Source organism: Sphingomonas sp. 3P27F8 (assembly GCF_005502745.1).
GTDB lineage: Bacteria > Pseudomonadota > Alphaproteobacteria > Sphingomonadales > Sphingomonadaceae > Sphingomonas.
In genome coordinates, this window is the sequence record NZ_SCNL01000006.1 from 43,520 (window position 1) to 67,606 (window position 24,087).

Below are 24,087 nucleotides of genomic sequence, written 5' to 3' on the forward strand. Positions count from 1 at the left end.
CTCTCTCCCAAGCGTGTGTCAGTGCGCCTCGTTAGGCGTTTCCATGAGTTCGACGAGCATCCCGCCGAAATCCTTTGGGTGGACGAAGACGATCGGCGTCCCATGCGCGCCGATCCGCGGCTCGCCCAGCACGGTCGCGCCATTCGCCTTCAGATGCGCGACGGCTTCGTGGATGTCGGGCACCTCGAAGCAGACGTGATGCTGCCCGCCCGCCGGGTTCTTCTTCAGGAACCCCGCGATCGGCGAGGCCTCATCATACGGCTCGATCAGCTCGATCTGCGTATTGGGCGCATCGATGAAGCACACCTTCACCCCCTGCGCGGGCAGGTCGAACGGCTCGCCGATCGCCGTCGCGCCGAGCAGAGTGCGATAGGTTTCGATCGACCTGGCGATCGACGGCGTCGCGACGCCGACGTGGTTGAGACGACCTAGTTCCACTCTGCACCTCCAAACCAGTCCGCGCTTCCCAGAGCCGCGACTGCACCCCAGCCAAAACACCAAATGATCGCAAACCAGAATCGCTTTGGTTCAGCAGCGCGGGAGAATGGTCCCCAATCCGAGTATTTCATCGGCAATGGTGCCTGCCCTTCGCGCAAACCTTTCATCCCGCAAAGCACCATCCTCACAGCGATCGCGGCAAGCAAAGCTGCGACGAAGATCATTCCTGCCGTCACAACGGAATGTTGTCATGCTTCTTCCACGGATTCTCCAGCGACTTGCTCCGGAGCTTACGCAGCCCCAGCGCGATCCTTCGCCGCGTGGAGTGTGGCTGGATTACCTCGTCGATGAAGCCTTTCGCCGCCGCCACGAACGGGTTGGCGAAGCGCGCCTCATATTCGCGGGTCTTTTCGGCGATCCCTTCCTCGTTCAGGCCGCGGAAGATGATCTCCACCGCGCCCTTCGCGCCCATCACCGCGATCTCGGCGGTCGGCCAGGCATAATTGAGATCGCCGCGCAGATGCTTGGAGGCCATCACGTCATAGGCGCCGCCATAGGCCTTGCGCGTGATGACGGTGATCTTCGGCACGGTCGCCTCGGCATAGGCGAACAGCAGTTTCGCGCCGTGCTTGATGATGCCGTTATGCTCCTGCGCCGTCCCCGGCAGGAAGCCCGGCACGTCGACGAAGGTGACGATCGGGATATCGAACGCGTCGCAGAAGCGCACGAAGCGTGCCGCCTTCTTGGAGGAGTTGATGTCCAGCACGCCCGCCAGCACCATCGGCTGGTTGGCGACGAACCCTACCGTGCGCCCCTCGATCCGCCCGAAGCCGCAGATGATGTTGCCCGCGTGGCCCGGCTGGATTTCGAAGAAATCGCCCTCGTCCACCACCTTACGGATCAGCTCGTGCATATCGTAAGGCTGGCTGGCGCTGGGCGGGATCAGCGTGTCGAGGCTCTGCTCCAGCCTGTCCCACGGATCGTCGGTGGGCCGCGCCGGCACAGGCGCGCGGTTCGATTCCGGCAGGTAATCCACGAAATCACGCGTCGCGAGCAGCGCCTCGATATCGTCTTCGAATGCATTGTCGGCCACGCTCGTCTTGGTGGTGTGGGTGACAGCGCCGCCAAGCGCCTCCTGCGTCACCACCTCGTTCGTCACTGTCTTCACCACATCCGGGCCGGTGACGAACATGTAGCTCGAATCCTTCACCATGAAGATGAAGTCGGTCATCGCGGGTGAATAGACCGCTCCACCCGCGCACGGCCCCATGATCACGCTGATCTGAGGCACCACCCCCGACGCGAGCACGTTGCGCTGAAACACCTCGGCGTATCCGCCAAGCGAGGCGACGCCTTCCTGGATTCGCGCGCCGCCCGAATCGTTCAGCCCGATCACCGGCGCGCCGACCTTCATCGCCATGTCCATGACCTTGCAGATCTTCTGCGCGTGCCGTTCAGACAGCGATCCACCGAATACCGTGAAATCCTGGCTGAACACGAACACGAGCCGCCCGTTGATCGTGCCCGATCCCGTCACCACGCCGTCACCCGGGAAGACCTGATCCTGCATCCCGAAGTCGACGCAGTTATGCTCGACGAACATGTCGAGCTCTTCGAACGATCCCTCGTCGAGCAACACGTCCACCCGCTCGCGCGCCGTGAGCTTGCCCTTGGCATGCTGCGCATCGATGCGCTTCTGCCCACCACCGAGCCGCGCGGCGGCGCGCTTGCGTTCCAGTTCCTCGATCGTCGACGACATGCGTTTCTCCGGGTGCAACATCCTCTCCTGACGCCGCGCGCAGCGAAGCGCAAATGTGAACTTGCGAAGTTGCGAAAGCCGTTCTTGCGAACTACGACCTATATGCAATGGGTAGGATATACGCCGGACAGCAACTGCGCGCTCTCCGTTTAACCACCGGGCTCAACCAGCGCGCAATGGCTGCGCGGCTCGGGCTGTCGGTAAGCTATCTGTCGCAACTGGAAACCGGCGAGCGGCCTCTGACCGCTGCCGTCAGCACCGCGCTTGCCCGCCATTACCCGCAGGCGCTCGCAGCGATCGAGGGCGAAGCGCCGGCCCGCCGCCTCGCTGCATTGGGAGAGGCGCTGGCCGACCCCGCGCTCGTACCGGTCGATGCGGACGAGGCCTCTCGGCTCGCGGAGGAACGACCTGCGCTTGCCGATCGCATGATCGCGCTCCACGCCGCCAAGCGCGCCGCGGAGGAACGCCTCGCTATCGCCGAGGAATCAATGACCGCCGGCACCGGCGCACGCCTGCCATGGGAAGCTGTGCGGGATTGGTTTCACGAAGCGGGCAATTACGTCGATCCCCTGGATCACGCGGCCGAGCAACTCGCCGAGACGATGGCAGGCGATCTGCTGCAAGGCCTGCACAGCCACAACATTACGCTGGCCACCGACGCCGACGAAGACGCGCCCCTTGCCCGATTCGACGGCGCGGTGTTGACGCTCAACGCCGCGTTGCCGCCGGAAAGTCGGCGCTTCCTTATCGCTCATCGGCTTGCCGCCACCGCCTTTGTGGGCGAAATCGAGATGATCGTCGCCGGCGCCGACGTGCCGGGCCCGGAGGCAGCCCGGCTGCTCGCGATTGGGCTGGCGAACTATGCGGCGGGCGCGCTGGTGATGCCCTACGCCGCCTTTCGCGCCGAGGCGCGTCGGCTGCGGCACGATATCGACCGCCTCTGCCGCCGTTTCGGGGTGAGCTTCGAGCAGGCGTGCCACCGGCTCTCAACCCTCCAGCGCGCGGGCGCGGCGGGGGTTCCGTTCTATTTCTGCCGCGTCGACATGGCCGGCAACATCACCAAGCGCCACTCCGCCACCCGACTGCAATTCGCGCGCTTCGGCGGAGCCTGCCCGCTGTGGCATGTTCATGAGGCGGTCGCGATCCCTGATCGCATCCTGGTGCAGCATGCCGAAACGCCGGATGGTGTGCGTTATATCTCGATGGCCAAGGGGCTGGTGAAGCCCTCTGGCAGCTTTGCGCGCAGCCCGCGCCGCTACGCAGTGGTGCTCGGGTGCGAGGCCACGCACGCCGCTGATTTCGTCTATGCCGATGCCGTGGACCGCGCCCGCGCGCCGACATCGATCGGCATCTCCTGTCGGCTGTGCCCGCGCGATAATTGCGACCAACGCGCCTTTCCACCCACGGACCGCGCGATCGCCGTGGACCCAGCGGTTCGCCGCGTCGTGCCCTACCGGGTCGTTTGAACGGGGACCGCCGCGCGTGATCATCGGCGCCGACTAACGGCGAAGAGCCACCGATCTCGCGACCGGCGGCTCTTCGCTTACGGTGTCGCGCGTTTAAGAGGCGTAAGACACGCTTGTGACAACCTTCTGCCGACGGCGCACTGCGAAGCCGATCGCTCCCATGCCCATTATCATCATCGCCCAGGTGGCGGGCTCCGGGACAGCGGCCGCTATCGGGGAGATAGTCAACTGGCCGTTGCCGAAGAACGGGTTGATGAGGGTGAATGAGCCGGTAAGGAAAGTCGGATTGGCTGGTGACCCGGTAAACAGTGTCGGCGCGTTGAATTGTGTGAAGCCGAGATTGGCGGCATTGATGCTCAGGCTGGCGAATATGCCGTTGCCGAAGCTGATGGTGGATGCCGTTCCGGCCACGCCGCCAAATGTACCCGCAACATCCTTGAACGAAAACTGATCCGATCCAATGAACGTCTGAGAAAAATCGGGCGTCGGATTTGAATCAAGCTGGAACACCGCGGTGCCGGACGGACCGGAGAAATTGAACAGCAGCGGTGCTGCATATCCTGGTGAAGCCATCACGACGATCGCGGCAGCCACACAAAACGCTAGCTTCTTCATACGCTCTCCCTGCCTCTCAACGCCGACCTTGACGGGATGATGGCACGAAGAGTTACGTCCCTCGCCGGCAAAAGATGCATGATAAATTCCGGTTCGGCTCGTCACGCCGTTTTAGATGGCGCACGGGGCTGCCCCCTCACCCGATCACCTCCCGAAGCAACTCCGCATTTATAATCACGATCCGGCCATAACCCCGCCGGATCGCATCGATACGCTCCAGCGCCGCAAGATGCACGTTCGCGATCTTGCGGGAGACGCCGCACATCTCCGCGAGATCGTTTTGGCTCACCAGAAGCTCTCCAGTTCCGCCCAGCGCTAGCAGGCGGGCGGCGATCCGGGCGCGCGGGCCCAGGCCAATCATCTGCGCCGCCAGGCGCACCACCGCATCGAGCTGGCCATAGACAAGCTCGCTCACCGCGCGCCACAACGCCGGGTGATCGGCGGCGATCCGTTCCAGCGCACTGTCCGCGACCAGCAACACCATCGCGCGCGCTGTCGCCCGGGCAGTCACTATTCGCGGTCCCCCGCCCCGTCGCCGTGATTGTCCGAACGCGGTTCCGGCCGGCGCAAGGTTCACAAGCACATCGCGATCCTCGCCGATCGAAGCCTCGATCCGCAGTGCGCCTTCAAGCACCAGCACGATGCCCGTCTCCTCGTCACCCTCACCGTAAACCCACTGCCCCGTGCCGAGGCGCACCACGCGGCCGTCGCGCACCAATGCCGCCTGCAACGGCGCGGGAAGGTGCGCGAACCATAAGCCACGTTTTGCGAGCACTGCGATTTCCATCGCGCGAATGTAACTTACGTCACACTTGGATGCGAGCCGATGCGATAGATCGCGCTCATCCAAGGAGAAGATGCGATGAGCGATGTGCAACTCCGCCCGCTAGCCGATCATGTCGGCGTCGAGGCGCTAGGTGTGGATCTGAACACGATCGACGATGGCGGACTCGACGTGCTCCGCCGTGCAGTTGCCGATCACGGCATCCTGTTCGTGCGCAATCAGCAGCTTTCGCCCGAGCAGCACATTGCGCTGGCGCAGCGCTGGGGCGGAATCGACGTCAACAATTACTTTCCGGCGAACGGCGGTTACCCCGAGATCGCCGAGGTCCGAAAATCGGAGACGCAGACAACCAATATCGGCGGTGGCTGGCACACCGATCACAGCTATGACCAGGTGCCGGCGATGGGCTCGATCCTCCTTGCCCGCGAAACGCCGCCTGCGGGCGGAGACACATTGTTCGCCAGCATGGGTGCCGCCTTCGAATCGCTGTCCGACGGTTTGAAGCAGACGTTGCGTGGGTTGCGCGCCGTCCATTCCGCCGACCATATCTACAGTGCCGACGGCATCTATGCGAAGACCGATCAGGGTGCGGATCTGAAGGGCCATGAGATCCGCACCCGCGCGGTCCATCCGGTGGCGCTGCGCCACCCGCAGACCGGGCGAGAACTGCTTTACGTGAATCCGGCCTTCACGCTGCATTTCGAAGGCTGGACGCGCCAGGAAAGCCTGCCGCTCCTGCAATATCTGTTCAGCGTCGCGATGCGGCCGGAATTCCAGTGCCGCGTACAATGGTCACCAGGGTCGCTGGCGGTATGGGACAATCGCTCGACGTGGCATTGCGCGATGAATGACTACCAGGGGCATCGCCGGCTGATGCACCGCATCACCATATCGGGTGAGGCGCTCGAATAGCGGACCTCGCGTCCAGGCGCGGCCGTCACAACGAATTAAGGTCGATCGCGGCGTGACGGTCGAGCGTGCGCGTCGCTTCCGGCATTGGATATTTCAGTCCTGTCGCGCAGTTGAACAGCACCACGTCCTCATCCTCCTGTACTTCGCCGTCGACCAGCGCCTGTCGATAAGCTGCCAGCGTCGCGCCACCTTCCGGGCAGAGCAGAAGGCCATCCTTGCGCGCGCAATCATCCACCGCCTTGAGTATCGCGGGATCTCCCACCGCCAGCGCCTTGCCACCGCTCTCCCGAACCGCGCGCAGGATCAGAAAATCGCCAATCGCCCGCGGCACGCGGATGCCTGCGGCGACGGTGTGGGCATCCTCCCAGCGGTCGGCATGTTCCTCGCCCGCTTCGAACGCACGAACTATCGGGGCGCAGCCCGCCGCTTGCACCGCATACATGCGAGGCCGCTCCGCCCCGATCCAGCCAAGCTTCTCCAGCTCCTCGAAAGCCTTCCACATACCGATCAGCCCGGTGCCGCCTCCTGTGGGATAGAAGATCGCCTTGGGCAGCCGCCAGCCAAGCTGAGCGGCCAGTTCCAGGCCCATCGTCTTCTTGCCCTCGATCCGATATGGCTCCTTCAGCGTAGAGAAATCGAACCAGTGCCCTTCCGCTGCGCCCTTACCGACGATCGCGCCGCAATCGTCGATCAGGCCGTTGACGCGCCACACCTGCGCGCCCTGCATCGCGATCTCGCGGACGTTCACCTCCGGTGTGTCCTCCGGGCACAAGACAATTGTCTCGATGCCGACCCGCGACGCATAGGCGGCGAGTGCGGCCCCGGCGTTACCGTTGGTCGGCATCGCGATTCGCGAGACGCCAAGCTCTTTCGCCATCACCACGGCCATCACCAGCCCGCGTGCCTTGAAGCTGCCGGTGGGCAACCGCCCCTCGTCCTTCACCAGCACTCTCGCACCGCCGCTACGGCTGATCGGCACCAGCGGCGTCTCAATCTCGCCCAGGCTGACGACATTCTCCGTTCGCCGGACGGGCAAAAGCTCGCGCCAGCGCCACAGATCGGTCTCACGCGCGGCCAGTATTTCGCGCGGGAGCGCCGCCTTGACCGCCTCCAAATCGTAGCGAACGAGTAACGGACGCCCCGCGCGCGACAAGCCATGCAATTGGTCCGCCGCGTACCGCTCACCGGTGATCGAGCATTCCAGGTGCGTAACGAAGGTCGGCCGCTCCGCGACAATATTCTCGTTCATCCGCCGATACCGCGCCGAATCAGTCAGCAGCCCTGGCGACGCCGACCAGCGCCGGGCGGAGCAGCCGGTCCCGGATCATCCAGCCCGATTGCATTTCCTGAACGATCACGCCCGGCTCCGCATCGACCGACGGGATTTCGACCATCGCCTGATGGCGGTTCGGATCAAGCTTCTCGCCCAGCGCATCGATCCGCGTGATGCCATGACGCTGGAACACACTGGAGAGTTCGCGACCGGTCGCCTCCAACCCGGCAATCAACCCCTTGAGCCGCTCGTCCGTGCGCAATTCCTCGGGAATTGCGGCAAGGCCCCGTTCGAGATTATCGCTGACCGAAAGAACATCGCGCGCAAAGTTGGTCGCTGCATAGGCCCGCGCATCGGCGGCGTCCTTCTCGGCCCGGCGGCGAACATTCTGCGTCTCGGCCTGTGCATAGAGCACCTGCTGCTTGGCCTCGGCGAGCGCGCTCTCCAGTTCGGCTGCCCGGTCGTGATCGGCAACCTCGTGCGCCGCTTCCGTCGCATCTTCGTGCAGGTTCTCGGTCGTATTCTCGTCTGTCATTTCATTCCCGTATGTTGGCGGCTCACCCGATCAGGCGGGCAAGCGTTGCAGCCGTGAAATCCACCATGGGCACGACACGCGCGTAGTTCAACCGGGTCGGGCCGATCACCCCTACCACGCCGACGACGCGACCGTCTTGCCCGCGAAACGGTTTGGCGATCACCGACGACCCGGAAAGCGCGAACAACTTCGTCTCGGCCCCGATGAAGATGCGTGTAGCGTCACCGGCGCGCGCCGAATCGAGCAGCGCCGCGATTTCCTGCTTGCCCTCCAGATCATCAAGCAGATCGCGCACCCGTTCGAGGTCGGCTGCGGCGGCATCGTCAAGCAACCGCCCCTGCCCGCGCACGATCAGCACTGGTCTGCGGTCCCCGTCCTCGGTCCACACCGCTATACCGCGCCGAATCAGCGCCTGTGCAGAAGCATCGACGGCGGCCTTCCCGACGGCCAGCTCACGATCCACCCGTGCCTGCGCCTGGGAGAGCGTAAGTCCGGCAAGTGTGGCCGACATGTAATTGCCCGCTTCCACCAGCGCGGGCGGATCGACCCCGGCGGGCAGTTCGATGACGCGATTCTCTACCGCGCCGTCCTCACTCACCAGCACGGCCAGCGCTTGGGTCCGCGACAGGGGAACAAAGCCGATCGAGCGCAACACCTGCTCGTTCTTGGGCACCATCACCAGCCCGGCGCAGGCGGAGAGGCCGGAAAGAGCGGAGGTAGTCGCCGCCAGTGCTTCTTCCACCGGCCCGGCGGCAGCGGCGCGCGCCTCGATGGTTGCCCGTTCCTCCCGGCTCGGCTCCGACACCTGCATCATGCCATCGACGAACAGTCGCAGCCCCAGTTCGGTCGGCATTCGCCCGGCCGACGTATGCGGCGCGGCGAGCAATCCGATCGTCTCGAGCTGCGCCAGCACGCTGCGAATCGACGCCGGCGACAGGTTCAGCCCGGCCTGCGCCAGCGTTCGCGAGCCCACCGGTACACCGCTATCCAGATAACTGTCGACCACGCGGCGAAACACGTCGCGCGCGCGGTCGCTGAGTTCGGTTACGGGCGTGCCGATGGTCATCAAACCCCGATGTAGGGCCGCACAGCCCCCGGCTCAACGGGGGCTGAGGCGCTGGGGTAACAGCAGTCATGTTGAGGAGGCCAGATGGGGCGGGACAGGTTGTAAACCCGACGGAGCGAGACATCTTGTAAGGCAGATGGGGCGAGACCGGTTGTAAACCGGACTGAGCGGGACGGCTTGTAAACCGGACGAGCCGAGACAGGTTGTAAATACGCGGCGATGAATTCCGTTGATCGTCCGCTGCCGTGGTGCGAACGTCAGGAACCCATGACCCGTATCAATCCGACCACAGCGGAAGACACTTCCGCCCGATATACCGATGCGATCGCACGCTTCCTGCGCAGTTGCGCGCCGGTGCGCGACGCCCTGCTGCCGCTGCTTCACGCGTTGCAGCACGAGTTCGGGCATATCGACGACGCAATGATCCCGCCGGTCGCCGCGGCGCTGAACCTCAGCCGGGCGGACGTGTACGGCGTCGTCACCTTCTACCACGATTTCCGGCGCGCACCATCGGGAACGCATCGGATCCGGCTGTGCCGCGCGGAAAGCTGCCAGGCGCGCGGCGGCGCGGCGATCGAACGGCTGATCACCGACCGGCTCGGGCTGCGGATGGGCGAGACGAGCGCGGACGGCCGGGTTTCCATCGAGGCGGTTTATTGCCTGGGCCTGTGCGCCACCGGGCCCAATGCGTTTGTCGATGGCCACCCCGTCTCGCGACTGGATGCGACCAAGATCGGCAGGATCGTCGCGGAGACGCTGGCGTGACGCGCGTTTTTGTCAGTGCCGACATGGCCTCTGTGGCGCTCGGCGCGGACGAAGTGGCGGCGGCCTTGTCGGGACGGGGCGCCAGGGTGATGCGCACCGGCAGCCGTGGCCTGTTCCGTATCGAGCCGCTGGTGGAGGTGGAAACGGCAGCCGGTCGCATCGCCTATGGCCCGGTTCATCCAGACGAGGCGGCTGCGGTACTGGACGGCACGCACCCGAACCGCATCGGCCTGATCGAGGAACATCCCTTCTTCTCGCGGCAGCAGCGTTTCACCTTCTTGCGGTGCGGCGTCATCGATCCGCTGGACCTCGACGATTACGCCGCCCACGGTGGGTGGAGCGCGCTGGACGCGGCGCGCGCGCGATCCCCGCAGGCAGTGGTTGACGAGGTCAAGGAGAGCGGCCTGCGCGGGCGCGGGGGCGCGGGCTTTCCCACCGGCATCAAGTGGCAGACCGTCCTCGATGCCGAGGCAGCCGAGAAATTCATCGTGTGCAACGCCGACGAGGGCGACAGCGGCACCTTCGCCGATCGGATGCTCATGGAGGGCGATCCTTTCTGCCTGATCGAGGGAATGGCGATCGCCGCCCATGCGGTCGGCGCCGGGCGCGGCTTTGTTTACATCCGCTCCGAATATCCGTTCGCGATTCGCACGATGCAGGCGGCGATCATGCGCGCCGCCCCGCGCATCGCACCGCTGGCGCTGGAGGTGCGCGTCGGCGCCGGCGCCTATGTCTGCGGCGAGGAAACCGCGCTGCTCGATTCGATCGAGGGCAAGCGCGGGCAGGTGCGCGCCAAACCGCCGCTGCCCGCGATCGCGGGGCTGTTCGGCAAGCCCACGGTTATCAACAACGTGCTGAGCCTCGCGGCCATACCGTTCATCATCGCACAGGGCGCGGCTGCGTACGCAAAGGCGGGCTTCGGACGCTCGCGCGGAACGATGCCGATCCAGCTTGCCGGCAACGTGCGCAACGGCGGGCTGTTCGAGGCCGGTTTCGGCATCACGCTCGGCGAACTGGTCGAGGAGGTCGGCGGCGGTACGGAAAGCGGCCGCCCGGTGAAGGCAGTGCAGGTCGGCGGCCCGCTCGGCGCCTATTTCCCGCCATCAATGTTTCATCTGCCCTTCGATTACGAAGCGTTCACCGCAGCTGGCGGGCTGATCGGCCATGCCGGGATCACCGTGTTTGACGACACCGCGGATATGGCGCGGATGGCGCGTTTCGCGATGGAATTCTGCGCTCATGAAAGTTGTGGCAAATGCACGCCGTGCCGCATCGGATCGGTACGCGGGATGGAAACGATCGATCGCATCGCAGCCGGTGGACGCGCCGCGCCCGGCACCGTGGAAGCACTGCCGCAAATGCGTAACGCAACGCCACGCGCCCGTTCGCGCGCCGAAGAAATTATGCTGCTGCGCGACCTTTGTGATACGATGAAGTTCGGCTCGCTGTGTGCGCTTGGCGGCTTCACGCCTTATCCCGTGCTAAGCGCGCTGGATCATTTCCCGGAGGATTTCGGCAGCCTTGCGGCGCCGCTGGAGTAAGCTTCATGGCATGGATCGGCGAAATTGACCTTGGCACCAGCCCGCCGGCCGGTAACGGCAACAGTGTAACGCTGTTGATCGACGGTGAGCCCGTGACGGTGCCGGAAGGCACGTCGATCATGCGCGCCGCCGCCTTGCGCGGCACCAATATCCCCAAGCTGTGCGCCACCGACCGGCTGGAGGCGTTTGGATCGTGCCGCCTGTGCCTGGTCGAGATCGACGGCCGCACCGGCTATCCCGCTTCCTGCACCACACCCGCCGGCGAAGGGATGATCGTCCGCACCGAAAGCCCGCGACTGGCAGAGCTGAGACGCGGGGTGATGGAGCTTTACATCTCGGATCACCCGCTCGATTGCCTCACCTGCGCGGCCAACGGCGATTGCGAGCTGCAGGATCAGGCGGGCGCGGTCGGCCTGCGCGACGTGCGCTATGGCTATGACGGCGCGAACCACCTGTCCGCCGACAAGGACGAGAGCAATCCCTATTTCACCTTCGATCCGGCCAAGTGCATCGTCTGCTCGCGTTGCGTGCGCGCTTGCGACGAGGTGCAGGGGACGTTCGCGCTGACGATCGACGGCAGCGGCTTCGGCTCGAAAGTGGCGGCGAGCGCCGACGAGGAATTCATCGCTTCCGAATGCGTTTCATGCGGCGCATGCGTGCAGGCCTGCCCCACGTCCGCACTCATCGAGAAAAGCGTCGCCAGGATCGGCACGCCCGATCGCGCCGTCGTCACCACTTGCGCCTATTGCGGCGTGGGCTGCACGTTTCGTGCGGAGATGCGCGGCGAACAACTGGTTCGCATGGTGCCGTGGAAAGAGGGCAAGGCCAATCACGGGCATAGCTGCGTCAAGGGCCGCTTCGCCTGGGGTTACGCCAATCACCGCGACCGCATCCTGAAGCCGATGATCCGCGCCAGCATCGATCAGCCGTGGCGCGAGGTTTCCTGGGAAGAGGCGATCGCCCACACCGCGCGCGAATTCCGCCGCATCCAGGCCCGATACGGCAAGCGCAGCGTTGGCGGCATCACCTCCTCGCGCTGCACCAACGAGGAGACTTTCCTCGTTCAGAAGCTGATCCGCCAGGGCTTCGGCAACAACAATGTCGATACCTGCGCGCGCGTCTGCCACTCGCCGACAGGCTATGGCCTGAAGACCACCTTCGGCACCTCGGCCGGTACGCAGGACTTCGACAGTGTGATGCAGGCCGACGTCATCATGGTCATCGGCGCCAATCCCACGGATGGACATCCCGTGTTCGCCAGTCGCATGAAGCAGCGGCTGCGGGCCGGCGCGCGGCTGATCGTGGTCGATCCACGCCGGATCGATCTGGTGCGCAGCCCGCATATCGCCGCCGATCATCACCTGCCACTGCGCCCCGGCACCAATGTCGCGGTGCTGACAGCGATGGCGCATGTCGTCGTCTCCGAGGGGCTCGCCGACGAGGCCTTCATCCGCCAGCGCTGCGACTGGGACGCGTATGCCGATTGGGCGGCATTTGTCTCGCAGCCGGATCGCTCACCGGAAGCCACAGAGGCGCTGACCGGCGTTCCCGCCGCGGACCTGCGCGCCGCCGCCCGGCTGTTCGCCAGCGGCGGCAACGGCGCCATCTACTACGGGCTCGGCGTGACAGAGCACAGCCAGGGCTCCTCCACCGTGATGGCGATCGCCAATCTCGCGATGGCGACCGGCAACATCGGGCGCGAGGGTGTCGGCGTAAATCCGTTGCGCGGGCAGAACAACGTCCAGGGGGCATGCGACATGGGCAGCTTCCCGCACGAATATTCCGGCTACCGCCACGTTTCCGATCCGGCCACGCGAACCCTGTTCGAGGATGCGTGGGGCACGTCGCTCGATCCGGAGCCGGGGCTGCGCATCCCCAACATGCTCGATGCGGCGACGGACGGTACGTTCAAGGCGCTATTCGTCCAGGGCGAGGATATCCTGCAATCCGATCCCAATACGCATCACGTCGCGGCGGGCCTCGCCGCGATGGAGTGCGTGGTGGTGCAGGATCTGTTTCTCAACGAGACCGCTAATTACGCCCATGTTTTCCTGCCCGGATCGACCTTTCTGGAAAAGGACGGCACCTTCACCAACGCCGAGCGCCGCATCCAGCGCGTCCGCAAGGTGATGGAGCCGCTCAACGGCCATGGCGATTGGGAAATCGTGCAACTCCTCGCGCGCGCGCTCGGGCTCGACTGGAATTACACCCACCCGTCGCAGATCATGGATGAGATCGCCGCCCTTACACCCACCTTCGCGCGCGTCAGTTACGCCGCGCTGGAGGAACACGGCTCGCTGCAATGGCCAGCGACCGACGACGCGCCGCTCGGCACCCCGACGATGCATCTGGATGGCTTCGTGCGCGGCAAAGGCAGGTTCGTCGTCACCGATTACGTGCCGACCGACGAGAGGACCGGGCCGCGCTTCCCCCTGCTTCTCACCACCGGGCGTATCCTCAGCCAGTATAATGTCGGCGCGCAGACGCGTCGGACCGACAACGTCGCCTGGCATCAGGAGGACCGATTGGAGATCCATCCGCACGACGCGGAGAATCGCGGCTTGCGCGATGGCGATTGGGTAAGCCTTCGCAGTCGCGCGGGCGAAACCACCCTGCGCGCGCTCATCACCGACCGGGTCGCGCCGGGAGTGGTCTATACGACGTTCCACCATCCGGACACGCAGGCCAACGTCATAACCACCGATTATTCCGACTGGGCCACCAACTGCCCGGAATACAAGGTGACGGCGGTGCAGGTTTCCGCGTCGAACGGGCCGAGCGACTGGCAACGCGAATACGCCGATCAGGCCGCCCGCTCGCGCCGGATCGAGGCGGAGGCGGCCGAATGACCTGCGTGATGTCCACAACTGACCGGCTCGTTTACATGGCCAACCAGATCGCACGGAATTTCGCCGTGAGTGGCGAGGACGAGGCGGTCGCCGCGATGCGTGAACATATGCGCCTCTATTGGGATCCGGCCATGCGCCAGCGTATCGCCGCCTGCCTGAAAGAAGATGCCGGCGCTTTCAGCGACATCGCCCGACGGGCGGTGACGGCACTTCCGAACGAGATCGCCCATTCCGCGTCTCAAACGTGATTTAACTTCCGCACGGCGGTTGACCGCCTCCATGCCGCGATGCAGCATCAATCGGCTATGGTCGATCTTCCCCCCATCACCAACAATCCGGACGTGCGCTATCTTGGCCGCGTGCTCGGCGACGTCATCCGCGCACTGGGGGGCGAGCGCCTGTTCGCCGCGACCGAGGCGATCCGGGCCGCCTCGGTCGAGCGGCATCGCGACGGCGGTCCGCCAGTCGATCATCATCTGGAGGCGCTGACTCTCGACGAAACGCTCGATTTCGTGCGCGGCTTCATGCTGTTCTCGATGCTCGCCAACCTTGCGGAAGACCGGCAGGGCGTTACCGCCGAGGAAGGCGCAGACGTGCCCAGCGTGCTCGCGCGACTGGCGACAGAGGGCATCGACAAGGCCGCCGTCTCCGCGTTGCTCGACCGTGCACTGGTTTCGCCGGTGCTGACCGCTCATCCGACCGAAGTGCGCCGCAAGTCGATGATCGATCACCGCAACCGCATCGCGCAACTGATGGCCTATCGTGATCGCGGACTTGAGGTGACGCCGGACGGCGATGTGGTGGACGAGGCGATCGTGCGGCAGGTCGCGCTGCTCTGGGAAACCCGCGTGCTGCGACGCGAGCGGCTCTATGTTGCGGACGAGGTGGAAACCGCGCTCAGCTATCTGCGCGACGTGTTCCTGCCGGTACTGCCGGCGCTCTATCAGCGCTGGGATCGGGCGATGGGCGGGCGCGTCCCCTCGTTCCTGCGCCCCGGAAGCTGGATTGGCGGCGACCGAGACGGCAATCCCTTTGTCACGGCCGAATCGCTGCGCAACGCACTGGCCCGCGCAGCCGAGGCGGTGCTCGTCCATTATCTCGACCAGCTTCACGCTCTTGGCGCGGAGCTTTCCATTTCAGGCGAACTCGCGCCGGTCGACGAGGCGGTGCTGGCGCTGGCCGAACGCAGCGGCGACACGGCGGAGAGCCGCGCCGACGAGCCGTATCGCCGGGCGATTTCAGGGATCTACGCCCGCCTCGCGGCAACGCACCTTGCACTGACCGGAAAATCCGCCCCACGACCGGGAACGCTGCGCGGCGAGCCCTATCCCGATCCGGCCGCCTTCCGTGCCGATCTCGTCGCGCTCGCCCATACGCTCGGCGCGATCGGAGACGGGATGCTTGCCTCCGGCGGGGCGCTCGGGCGGTTGATTCGCGCTGTCGAGGTGTTTGGCTTTCATCTCGCCACGCTTGACATGCGGCAGAACAGCGCGGTCCACGATCGCGTCGTTGCAGAGCTTCTGAAGGTCGCCGACGTATGCGACGATTACCTCTCGCTCGATGAAGATCAGCGCGTCATGCTGTTGCGGCACGAGCTTTCCAGCCCTCGGCCACTCGTCTCTCCTTACGCGCGCTATTCCGACGAAACGCGCTCCGAACTCGCTATCGTCCACGCCGCCGCCGAGGCGCACGCCCGATACGGCGAGGGCGCGATCCGGCAGTATATCGTCTCGATGTCCAAATCCGTATCGGACTTGCTGGAGGTGAACCTGCTGCTCAAGGAGGCAGGGCTTTACCGGCCCGGCAGTCAGCCGGCCGCCGCGATCATGGCGGTGCCGCTGTTCGAGACGATCGAGGATCTCGCGGCTGCGCCAGCGATCATGGCCGAATGGTTCGCGCTGCCGGAGGTGCGCGGGATCGTCGCCGCGCGCGGGCATCAGGAGGTGATGATCGGTTATTCGGATTCGAACAAGGATGGCGGCTATTTGACCTCCACGTGGCAGCTCTCCAAGGCGTCCACCGCGTTGAAGCCGGTATTCGAGGCAGCCGGCGTGGGGATGCAGCTTTTCCACGGGCGCGGCGGCGCGGTGGGGCGCGGCGGTGGCTCCAGCTTCGCGGCGATCCTTGCGCAGCCGCCGGGCACGGTGCAGGGCCGCATCCGCATTACCGAGCAGGGTGAGGTGATCGCCGGAAAATACGGCACGCGCGAGAGCGCCGCGACAAACCTGGAAGCGATGGCATCCGCGACCTTGCTCGCAAGCCTCGAACCGCCGCAACTTTCCAATGCCGAGAACGAGACGTTTGCCCGCGCGATGGATGCGCTGTCAGAGACCGCTTTCCGCGCATACCGTGACCTTGTGTATGGCACGGATGGCTTCACCACCTTCTTTCGTCAGATGACGCCGATCGCCGAAATCTCGGGTCTCAAGATCGGCAGTCGCCCGGCGAGCCGCACCAAAAGCCAGCGGATCGAGGATCTGCGCGCGATCCCCTGGGTGTTCTCCTGGGCGCAGGCACGCGTGATGCTGCCGGGCTGGTATGGCGTCGGCCAGGCGATTGCGGCGTTCGAGGACAAGGCGTTGCTCGCCGAAATGGCCGCAGGCTGGCCGCACTTCGCCGCGACACTGGCGAATATGGAAATGGTGCTGGCGAAATCGGACATGGGGATCGCCGAGCGCTATGCCGGGCTGGTCGAGGACGGGGCGCTCCGCGATCGCATCTTCGGCGCGATCCGCGATGGCTGGCAATCCACCCATGACGGGCTGCTCCAGGCGACTGGTCAATGCCGGCTGCTGGAAAAGCATCCCACGCTCGAATCCTCGATCCGGCTGCGCCTGCCGTATGTCGAGCCGCTGAATCTGCTCCAGATCGAGCTGATGAGGCGCCACCGCGCGGGCGAGAGCGACGAGCGTATCAGTCAGGGAATTCTGCTGTCGATCAACGCCATCGCAACCGCATTGCGCAATTCGGGGTGAGACCGGCAAATTTGTCGAGACGCAACCCTCGCGCCTGATCTACGTTATGCCAGCGATACGATCTATCTCGAAAGGATGCCGACCATGCGCAGAATGATGCTTGCCCTTGGAGCATTGTCGCTCGCGGTTCCCGTTTCCATGAGCTTCCCGACCAGCGATGCGCAGGCCCGGACCTACAAGCACAAATATCGCGGCGTTAAGCGTTGTCGTCGATCGAGCGGCACCACGGGCCTCGTCGCGGGTGGCGTAGGCGGCGCGCTGGTGGGCAGCTCGATCCTGGGGCATGGCGCGCTGGGCACGGTTGCGGGCGCGGCTGGCGGCGCGCTGGCAGGACGGGCGATCGACCGGACGATCACCGCGAAAAAGCGCTGCCGTTATTCTTGATCCGCGACAAACGGCGCCGCCACCTCGCGCCTGACGCGCAGGAGGCGGCCGCTGGCGCGATCGAGCAGCGCCCATGTTGTCACCCCCTCGACCTTCACTCGCTCGTCGGCGCCGGTAAAGACGAAACGGCGGTCAAAACGCGCGCCGCGCGGCTCTCCGGCGACCCATGTTTCGCCGATCACCGCCTCCCCCGGTCCGACATTGCCGCGATAGTCGATCTCGTGCCGCGTCACGACCCAGATATAGGCTTCCTGCTGCTCAGCGGGCGCGACCGCCGCCCAGTGCCGGACGGCCAGTTCCTGTACCCAGCGTACCCACACCGTGTTGTTGACGTGGCCGAGTTCGTCGATGTCTTCGCGCGCGGCGACAAAGGGCAGCGTGAAACGCCTCACGCCTTGCGCCAGTAACGGATGCCAAAGAACAAGCCGGTCGCCACCACGACGCCCGCAAGCACTGCAACCACAGTATGCGTATCGGGCTGGAGCCGCCCGAGGAGCTGCTCAAAGCTGCGGCCGAAGGCATAACCGATCGTCGAAAAGGTAATCCCCCACACGATCGCCGACACGAGATTGACCAGCACGAACAGACGCGCCGCCACATCGGTGGTGCCAATCGCGATCGGACTGATCGTGCGAAAACCATAGATGAACCGAAACGCGAATATGAAGCCGATCGGGTGACGATGGAAAAAGCCGATCGCCTTTGCGAACGCGGGCTTCTGATGCGCCTTGCGCACGATCCGGTGATCGTGGAAGCGCCGGCCGATCAGAAACCAGATCTGGTCCGCCACGAACGACCCGACCGCTGCCGCGATCATCGCGCCCGGCAACGGAAACAGCCCGCGATGTGACAGGATGCCGCCCGCCACGACGACCGTCTCGCCCTCCAACCCGGCGCCAAGCAACAGTGCGGCGAGGCCATATTTGGCCACGATCGCCTCGATCGTCACTGCTCGACGCCCAATTGCCACAGCACGAAGGCATGTTCCTCCGCCGCCTCGTAAAGGCTGTCGAAGCGCCCCGATTTGCCGCCATGCCCCGCGCCCATGTTGGTCTTGAGCAGCAGAACATTGTCATCGGTCTTCGTGGCGCGCAGTTTCGCGCCCCATTTCGCCGGCTCCCAATAGGTGACCCGCGGATCGTTAAGCCCGCCGGAAATGAACAGGGGCGGATACGCTTGCGGCTTCACCTGATCGTAGGGCGAATAGCTGTGGATCAGCTCGAACGCGGCCTTGTCGATGATCGGATTGCCCCATTCCGGCCATTCGCCCGGCGTGAGCGGCAGCGTCTCGTCCAGCATCGTGTTGAGCACGTCGACAAACGGCACATCGGCGATAACCGCGCCCCACAGTTCGGGATCGGAATTCACCACCGCGCCCATCAGTTCGCCACCCGCGGACCGCCCCGCGATCGCGATCCGGCCCGCGCTGGTCCAGCCCTGCGCGATCAGCCCCTTCGCCACATCGACGAAATCGTTGAAAGTGTTGGTGCGCTTTTCCAGTTTCCCGTCACGATACCATTGCTGCCCCAGGTCGTCGCCACCACGGATATGCGCTATCGCGTAAGCAAAGCCACGATCGAGCAGCGAGAGCCGGCCGGTGGAGAAGCCTGGCGCGATCGCGTGACCGTAAGCGCCATAACTGTAAAGATAGAGCGGCCGCGACCCGTCCTTCGGGAAATCGGCCGGAAAGACGATCGACACCGGCACCATCGTGCCGTCGCGCGCGGCGATCTTCAGCCGCTCGGTGCGATATTTCGTGCCATCATAGCCCGAAGGGATTTCCTGCACCTTGAGCACGGTGAGTTCGTCGGCCGCGACGTCATAATCATACACTGTTCCGGGCGTGACCATCGACTCATAGCCGAGCCGCAGGACGGTCTGGTCATATTCGGGATTGTCGCCAAGCCCGGCCGTATAGCTTTCTTCCGGAAACGCGATGCGCCTGCCCTGGGTCGGCGCATCGTAGCGGTGGATCGCAATCTGATCGAGGCCATCCTCGCGCCCCTCCACTACGAAGAAATCGCGATAGCATTCCACTCCCGTCATGTAGAAGCTCGGCGATGGAGCGATCAGTTCGGTCCATTCGCCAGGCGCGCTGATCGGCGCGGTCACCAGTCGCCACATCGGATCGGTGTCATTGGTGTGAATGAACAGGGTGTCGCCATGTGCATCGACATCATATTCACGGCCCGCAAGACGCGGCGCGACCATGATCGGCGCCGCGAACGGATCGTTCGCCGGCAGCAACCGCACCTCGCTCGTCACATGATCGCCAGTCGCGATCATGATCCACTTGCGGTCGCTCGTCTCCGACACGGCGACGCGATAGCCCTCATCATCCTCGTGATAGAGCTCGACATCATCCGCCGGATCGGTGCCGAGACGGTGGAATCGCGCATTGTCCGTGCGCCATTCTTTGTTGGCGAGCCCGTACAGGAAGCCGGCATCGTCCGCCGTCCAGACTATATCGGAGAGCATGCCGGGAATGACGTCCGGCAGATGCTCGCCAGTCACGATATCCTTCACGCGGATCTCGAAGCGCTCCGCGCCTGAATCGTCGATCGCATAGGCAAGTTTGGTGCCGTCGTTCGACACCGCGAACGCGCCCAGCCGAAAATATTCCTTGCCCTGCGCGAGCGCCGGTTCGTCGAGCAGCAATTCGTCCGGGCCGCCGGCGACCGGCCTGCGCCACCACTTTCGATACTGGCCGCCCAGATCAAAACCGGTCCAGTACAACCAGTCGCCGTCCTTTTGCGGAACGGTTTCCTCATCCTCCTTGATGCGCGCCCGCATCTCGGCGTTGATCCGATCGGTCAGCGGCTTCAGCGGCGCCATCACCGCCTCGAAATAGGCATTCTCCGCTTCCAGATATGCGAGCACATCCTTGTCGGTGACATCGGGATAACCGGCATCTTTCAGCCATGCCCAGGGATCTTCGATCGTGATGCCGTGGCGGGTAAATCGGTGCGGGCGGGTTTGGGCGCGGGGCGGAACTGGAAGGCTCATGCGCCCTCCATAACCACCGATCCGATCTTGTCGATGCATCCGCACATCACGATTGCACTTTTTGCAATCTACTCCGCTTAGTTTGCAGTTGCGAAATGACATGCTGCGTCGCACAAGGATCGGGCCTTTCAGGCATCCTCTCCTAAAAACTTTCCAAGGCCGGTCTCGCGACTGGCCTTTCTTTTTGCCTGAAGAGCCTGCAAGCAAAGGTCGCTGAGGCACGCCGAATCAAAATAATGATTTGGAGTGGAGCCGCCGGCAGGACCGGCACCGGCGGAGCAACAGTGCGGGGGATCGAGCGGTCCGCGGATGGCCGTTCTCCCCCGCTTTGTTCTACCGGCGGTTCGCATCCTGCCGATATCGCCCCTTGCGTATTGGGCGAGAAATGCGCGATGCCGGCTCTTCCGTTAATTTAACAGGGACTTGATCGATGGCCGGCGGCTTATTTGCGCTGCTTGACGATATCGCAGTGCTCGCCAAGCTCGCCGCCGCCAGCCTGGATGACGTTGCCGCCGCGGCCGGGAAGGCGGGCGTGAAGGCAGCCGGCGTGGTGATCGACGATACCGCCGTCACGCCGCGCTATGTGGTGGGCCTCTCCCCTTCGCGCGAGCTGCCGATCATCGGCAAGATCGCCCTGGGGTCGCTACGCAACAAACTCATCTTCCTGCTTCCCGCCGCGCTGCTGCTGTCGGCCTTCGCGCCCTGGGCGATCACGCCGATCCTGATGGCGGGCGGCACGTTTCTTTGTTTCGAGGCGACCGAGAAGGTGATTGGCGCGATCACCAGCAAAGCGGACGATAACGACGCCGTCGCAGCCGCAGACGCAAAGCAACTGGAGGACCGCCAGGTTTCCGGCGCGATCCGCACCGATCTGATCCTGTCGGCAGAAATAATGGCGATCGCGCTGTCCACGCTCGATGACCAGTCGCTGGTCAATCAGGCGATCGCGCTCGCGCTGGTCGCGGTGGCCATAACGGCGGGCGTCTATGGCGTGGTCGCGCTGATCGTGAAGATGGACGATATCGGCCTCGCGCTCGCCCGCCGCCCCGGCACTATGACGCAGGCGATCGGGCGCGGGCTGGTATCGGCGATGCCCGTGGTGCTGAGCGCGCTTTCCACGATCGGGATCGCCGCGATGCTGTGGGTCGGCGGACAGATCATCGTCCACGGGCTGGAACAGTTCAGCCTGACGCCCATCCCCGATTGGATTCATCACGCCAGCGAGACGGTGCGGGGAACCGCCGGCGCGTTGGGCGACGCGGCATCCTGGGCCTGCGCGGCCTTCCTATCGGCGATCATCGGCCTTATCGTGGGCGGTATTGTCGCCGGCGTGCTGCATCTTGTCCCCCGTCGGCACTGACCCACGAACGGAAGCCACGCATGTCCACCTATTCCGCCCGACTCGCCGCCCTGCGCGAACAGCTCGCCCGCGAGCGCCTCGGCGGCTTCGTCGTACCGCTGACCGACGAGCATATGAGCGAGTATGTGGGGGCCTATGCGCAGCGGCTGGCGTGGCTCACCGGCTTTCAGGGATCGGCGGGGACAGCGGTGGTGCTGCCTGAAGAGGCCGCCATCTTCACCGACGGGCGTTACACCCTGCAAGTCCGCGAGCAGGTCGATGGCGACGACTGGCAGTTCGTCGGCGTGCCGGAGACGAGCGTGGCGGCCTGGCTCGAGCGGCACGCGGCGGACGGAGCGCGGATCGGATACGATCCGTGGCTCCATACCCGCGCCTGGGTGGACGAGGCTTCAGCCGCGCTCGCGAAGGTGGGTGCAACATTGGTGGCGATGGATACCAACCCGGTCGACGCGGTCTGGCCCGATCGTCCCGCCCCGTCGGACGCCACGCTGGCGGTGCATGACGATGCGCTGGCCGGCCGCTCCTCCGCCGACAAGCGCGCCGCGATCGCCGACTGGCTGGCCGAGCAGCATGCCGACGCGGTCGTGCTGGCAGCGCTCGATTCGACCGCATGGCTACTCAACGTGCGCGGCGCCGACGTATCCCGCACGCCCGTGGCGCTCGCCTACACGATCGTCAACGCGGACGGCACCGCCGACCTGTTCGTCGCGCCCGAGAAGATCACCGATGCTGTGCGCCAGCACCTCGGCAATGCCGTGCGCGTCCATCCTCGCGCTGCTTTCGCCACCGCGCTTGCGACGTTCGCGGGCAAGCGCGTGGCGGTGGATCCAGCGCTCTCGGTCGCGGCGATCCCGCTGGCGATCGAGGCCGGCGGCGGCACGACATTGCCGCTGCGCGACCCGATCGTCATCCCCAAGGCGTGCAAGAATTCCGCCGAGATCGATGGCCACCGCGCCGCCAGCCTGCGCGACGGCGCGGCGCTCACCCGTTTCCTGCGCTGGATATCGATCGAGGCGCTCAAGGGCGGCCAGACCGAGCTTTCCGCCGCCGCCAAGCTGCAAGCGTTTCGCGAGGAAACCGGGCTGCTGAAGGATCTGTCGTTCGACACGATCTCCGCCACCGGCGCGCACGGCGCCAGCCCGCACTATCACGTCACCGCGGAATCGAACGCGCCGATCGAACCCGGCCAGCTCTACCTGATCGATTCCGGCGGCCAATATGCCGACGGCACGACCGACCTGACGCGTGTCGTGCCGATCGGTGCGCCGACAGCCGAGATGCGCGACCGCTTCACCCGTGTGCTCAAGGGCCATATCGCGCTGGCCACCGCAGCCTTTCCGCATGGCACGACCGGGCAGCAACTGGACGCGCTGGCGCGTCTGCCGCTGTGGAAGGCCGGGCTCGATTTCGCGCACGGCACGGGACATGGCGTCGGCAGCTATCTTTCGGTGCATGAAGGCCCGGCGCGCATCGCCAAGCCCAGCTATGGCGGTGGCGGCCCGCAGGAGCCGCTGCGCGCCGGCATGATCCTTTCGAACGAGCCCGGCTATTACAAGGCGGGCGAATACGGCATCCGCATCGAGAATTTGCTGCTGGTGGTCGAGCGCGAATTTGTCGGCGGCGAGGCGCCGATGCTCGCCTTCGAAACGCTGACGCTCGCCCCGATCGATCGCGACCTGATCGATCCGGCGCTGCTCGATCAGGCTGAGCTGGCATGGCTGAACGCCTATCACGCGCGCGTCGCGGAAAGTTTAGGTACGGTGCTGGAGGGCGACGATCGGGCGTGGCTGATCGAGCGTTGCCGACCGCTGAACCATTAGCCGCGCGGCTGGCGACATGCGGGCGATCACTCCACGCCAGTATTGGCCGAGCCGCGGTCGGCCGCAATCGGCACCTCAGTGGCCGATGCAGGCTTGCCACGCGCCTGCTGTTTGCGCTTTTTAAGGTTCGCGCGGAGCTGCTCTGCGAGCCGTGCGGCCCGGCTATCATCATTGTTCGACATGCAATCTGTTAATGCGCCTGCGCCAAAGCCTTGACAATGCCGCCGCCCTCGTCTCTAGGGCGCCTCTCCCTCGGGAAATGCTGCCGTAGCTCAGTGGTAGAGCGCATCCTTGGTAAGGCTGAGGTCGTGAGTTCAATCCTCACCGGCAGCACCATTTTTTCAACAACTTAGTGATTCTCACGCCGCTAGCAGATTGTCCTTGGCAATCGCTTGGCAAGCAGCGGCGTTCAACTACCGCCGTTTTGCTCACAAATTCATATGTTGCATCTTACACGCTCTTCGACCGATAACGGGCCGGTTCCGGACTGGCACGTTTCGGAAGAGCGAAGCCGAAGAGCTGCCGGTCCTGACCCATTC

Annotated in this window: 20 protein-coding genes and 1 tRNA gene; 11 read left to right on the forward strand and 10 right to left on the reverse strand. The window is 64.8% G+C overall.

What is annotated here, in order from left to right; translation table 11 throughout:
- Nucleotides 1-18 precede the first annotated feature (18 nt).
- Complete coding sequence (gene mce, locus FFS35_RS08700) at nucleotides 19-438, reverse strand: methylmalonyl-CoA epimerase (RefSeq protein ID WP_137786701.1); 420 nt, start codon at nucleotides 436-438, stop codon at nucleotides 19-21.
- Between the two features lie 232 nt (nucleotides 439-670).
- Nucleotides 671-2,197, reverse strand: a complete 1,527-nt coding sequence (locus FFS35_RS08705; protein ID WP_137786702.1) for an acyl-CoA carboxylase subunit beta — start codon at nucleotides 2,195-2,197, stop codon at nucleotides 671-673.
- A gap of 107 nt (nucleotides 2,198-2,304) precedes the next feature.
- Between FFS35_RS08705 and FFS35_RS08710 the strand changes: the two genes are divergently transcribed.
- The gene (locus tag FFS35_RS08710; RefSeq protein ID WP_137786703.1) at nucleotides 2,305-3,663 is read left to right on the forward strand and encodes a helix-turn-helix transcriptional regulator; all 1,359 of its coding nucleotides are present in this window, start codon (nucleotides 2,305-2,307) and stop codon (nucleotides 3,661-3,663) included.
- Between the two features lie 93 nt (nucleotides 3,664-3,756).
- On the opposite strand, the gene FFS35_RS08715 is transcribed toward FFS35_RS08710, so the two are convergent.
- Together FFS35_RS08715 and FFS35_RS08720 are read right to left on the reverse strand one after the other, a co-directional pair.
- Nucleotides 3,757-4,278 (reverse strand): PEPxxWA-CTERM sorting domain-containing protein, encoded by a 522-nt coding sequence (locus tag FFS35_RS08715; RefSeq protein ID WP_137786704.1) that lies wholly within the window; start codon nucleotides 4,276-4,278, stop codon nucleotides 3,757-3,759.
- Nucleotides 4,279-4,414: 136 nt separating this feature from the next.
- Nucleotides 4,415-5,053: a Crp/Fnr family transcriptional regulator gene (locus FFS35_RS08720; RefSeq protein ID WP_171007570.1), complete on the reverse strand. Its 639-nt coding sequence runs from the start codon at nucleotides 5,051-5,053 to the stop codon at nucleotides 4,415-4,417.
- 87 nt (nucleotides 5,054-5,140) lie between these two features.
- On the opposite strand from FFS35_RS08720, the gene FFS35_RS08725 reads away from it, so the two are divergent.
- Nucleotides 5,141-5,974 (forward strand): TauD/TfdA family dioxygenase, encoded by an 834-nt coding sequence (locus FFS35_RS08725; RefSeq protein ID WP_137786706.1) that lies wholly within the window; start codon nucleotides 5,141-5,143, stop codon nucleotides 5,972-5,974.
- A 25-nt stretch (nucleotides 5,975-5,999) separates the two neighbouring features.
- On the opposite strand, the gene FFS35_RS08730 is transcribed toward FFS35_RS08725, so the two are convergent.
- Genes FFS35_RS08730 through hrcA form a run of 3 tightly spaced genes read right to left on the reverse strand, consistent with a single transcriptional unit; the run spans nucleotide 6,000 to nucleotide 8,848 of the window.
- Entirely contained in the window at nucleotides 6,000-7,223 is a 1,224-nt protein-coding gene (locus FFS35_RS08730) for a threonine synthase (RefSeq protein ID WP_137786707.1), read from the reverse strand.
- 19 nt (nucleotides 7,224-7,242) lie between these two features.
- Nucleotides 7,243-7,782, reverse strand: coding sequence for a nucleotide exchange factor GrpE (gene grpE, locus FFS35_RS08735; protein WP_137786708.1), 540 nt, complete (start codon nucleotides 7,780-7,782; stop codon nucleotides 7,243-7,245).
- Between the two features lie 22 nt (nucleotides 7,783-7,804).
- Nucleotides 7,805-8,848 (reverse strand): heat-inducible transcriptional repressor HrcA, encoded by a 1,044-nt coding sequence (hrcA, locus tag FFS35_RS08740; protein WP_137786709.1) that lies wholly within the window; start codon nucleotides 8,846-8,848, stop codon nucleotides 7,805-7,807.
- A gap of 267 nt (nucleotides 8,849-9,115) precedes the next feature.
- Between hrcA and FFS35_RS08745 the strand changes: the two genes are divergently transcribed.
- From FFS35_RS08745 to FFS35_RS08770, 6 genes are all read left to right on the forward strand, one after another.
- Nucleotides 9,116-9,613 carry an NAD(P)H-dependent oxidoreductase subunit E gene (locus FFS35_RS08745; protein ID WP_137786710.1) on the forward strand — a complete coding sequence of 166 codons (498 nt, stop codon included), beginning with the start codon at nucleotides 9,116-9,118 and terminating at the stop codon, nucleotides 9,611-9,613.
- Nucleotides 9,610-11,154: an NADH-ubiquinone oxidoreductase-F iron-sulfur binding region domain-containing protein gene (locus FFS35_RS08750; RefSeq protein WP_137786711.1), complete on the forward strand. Its 1,545-nt coding sequence runs from the start codon at nucleotides 9,610-9,612 to the stop codon at nucleotides 11,152-11,154. The genes FFS35_RS08745 and FFS35_RS08750 overlap by 4 nt, the downstream gene beginning before the upstream one ends.
- Before the next feature lie 5 nt (nucleotides 11,155-11,159).
- Complete coding sequence (gene fdhF / locus FFS35_RS08755) at nucleotides 11,160-14,003, forward strand: formate dehydrogenase subunit alpha (RefSeq protein ID WP_137786712.1); 2,844 nt, start codon at nucleotides 11,160-11,162, stop codon at nucleotides 14,001-14,003.
- 35 nt (nucleotides 14,004-14,038) lie between these two features.
- Complete coding sequence (locus FFS35_RS08760) at nucleotides 14,039-14,251, forward strand: formate dehydrogenase subunit delta (RefSeq protein WP_249341539.1); 213 nt, start codon at nucleotides 14,039-14,041, stop codon at nucleotides 14,249-14,251.
- Nucleotides 14,252-14,308: 57 nt separating this feature from the next.
- Complete coding sequence (gene ppc, locus FFS35_RS08765; RefSeq protein ID WP_137786714.1) at nucleotides 14,309-16,978, forward strand: phosphoenolpyruvate carboxylase; 2,670 nt, start codon at nucleotides 14,309-14,311, stop codon at nucleotides 16,976-16,978.
- 84 nt (nucleotides 16,979-17,062) lie between these two features.
- Complete coding sequence (locus FFS35_RS08770; RefSeq protein ID WP_137786715.1) at nucleotides 17,063-17,362, forward strand: hypothetical protein; 300 nt, start codon at nucleotides 17,063-17,065, stop codon at nucleotides 17,360-17,362.
- Here FFS35_RS08770 and FFS35_RS08775 read toward each other — a convergent pair.
- The 3 genes from FFS35_RS08775 to FFS35_RS08785 are packed head-to-tail and all read right to left on the reverse strand — an operon-like array spanning nucleotide 17,353 to nucleotide 20,368.
- Complete coding sequence (locus tag FFS35_RS08775) at nucleotides 17,353-17,754, reverse strand: acyl-CoA thioesterase (RefSeq protein WP_137786716.1); 402 nt, start codon at nucleotides 17,752-17,754, stop codon at nucleotides 17,353-17,355. The genes FFS35_RS08770 and FFS35_RS08775 overlap by 10 nt on opposite strands.
- A complete protein-coding gene (locus tag FFS35_RS08780) occupies nucleotides 17,751-18,311 on the reverse strand; it encodes a DedA family protein (protein ID WP_137786717.1) in 561 nt (186 codons plus the stop codon). The genes FFS35_RS08775 and FFS35_RS08780 overlap by 4 nt, the downstream gene beginning before the upstream one ends.
- Nucleotides 18,308-20,368 (reverse strand): S9 family peptidase, encoded by a 2,061-nt coding sequence (locus FFS35_RS08785; RefSeq protein WP_137786718.1) that lies wholly within the window; start codon nucleotides 20,366-20,368, stop codon nucleotides 18,308-18,310. Before FFS35_RS08785 ends, FFS35_RS08780 begins: the two co-directional genes overlap by 4 nt.
- A 430-nt stretch (nucleotides 20,369-20,798) precedes the next feature.
- Between FFS35_RS08785 and FFS35_RS08790 the strand changes: the two genes are divergently transcribed.
- The 3 genes from FFS35_RS08790 to FFS35_RS08800 all read left to right on the forward strand — a co-directional run bounded on the left by FFS35_RS08790 (nucleotide 20,799) and on the right by FFS35_RS08800 (nucleotide 23,884).
- Nucleotides 20,799-21,728: a DUF808 domain-containing protein gene (locus FFS35_RS08790; protein ID WP_137786719.1), complete on the forward strand. Its 930-nt coding sequence runs from the start codon at nucleotides 20,799-20,801 to the stop codon at nucleotides 21,726-21,728.
- 20 nt (nucleotides 21,729-21,748) lie between these two features.
- The gene (locus FFS35_RS08795) at nucleotides 21,749-23,548 is read left to right on the forward strand and encodes an aminopeptidase P family protein (RefSeq protein WP_137786720.1); all 1,800 of its coding nucleotides are present in this window, start codon (nucleotides 21,749-21,751) and stop codon (nucleotides 23,546-23,548) included.
- 261 nt (nucleotides 23,549-23,809) lie between these two features.
- Nucleotides 23,810-23,884 (forward strand) — tRNA-Thr (locus tag FFS35_RS08800).
- Nucleotides 23,885-24,087 lie beyond the last annotated feature (203 nt).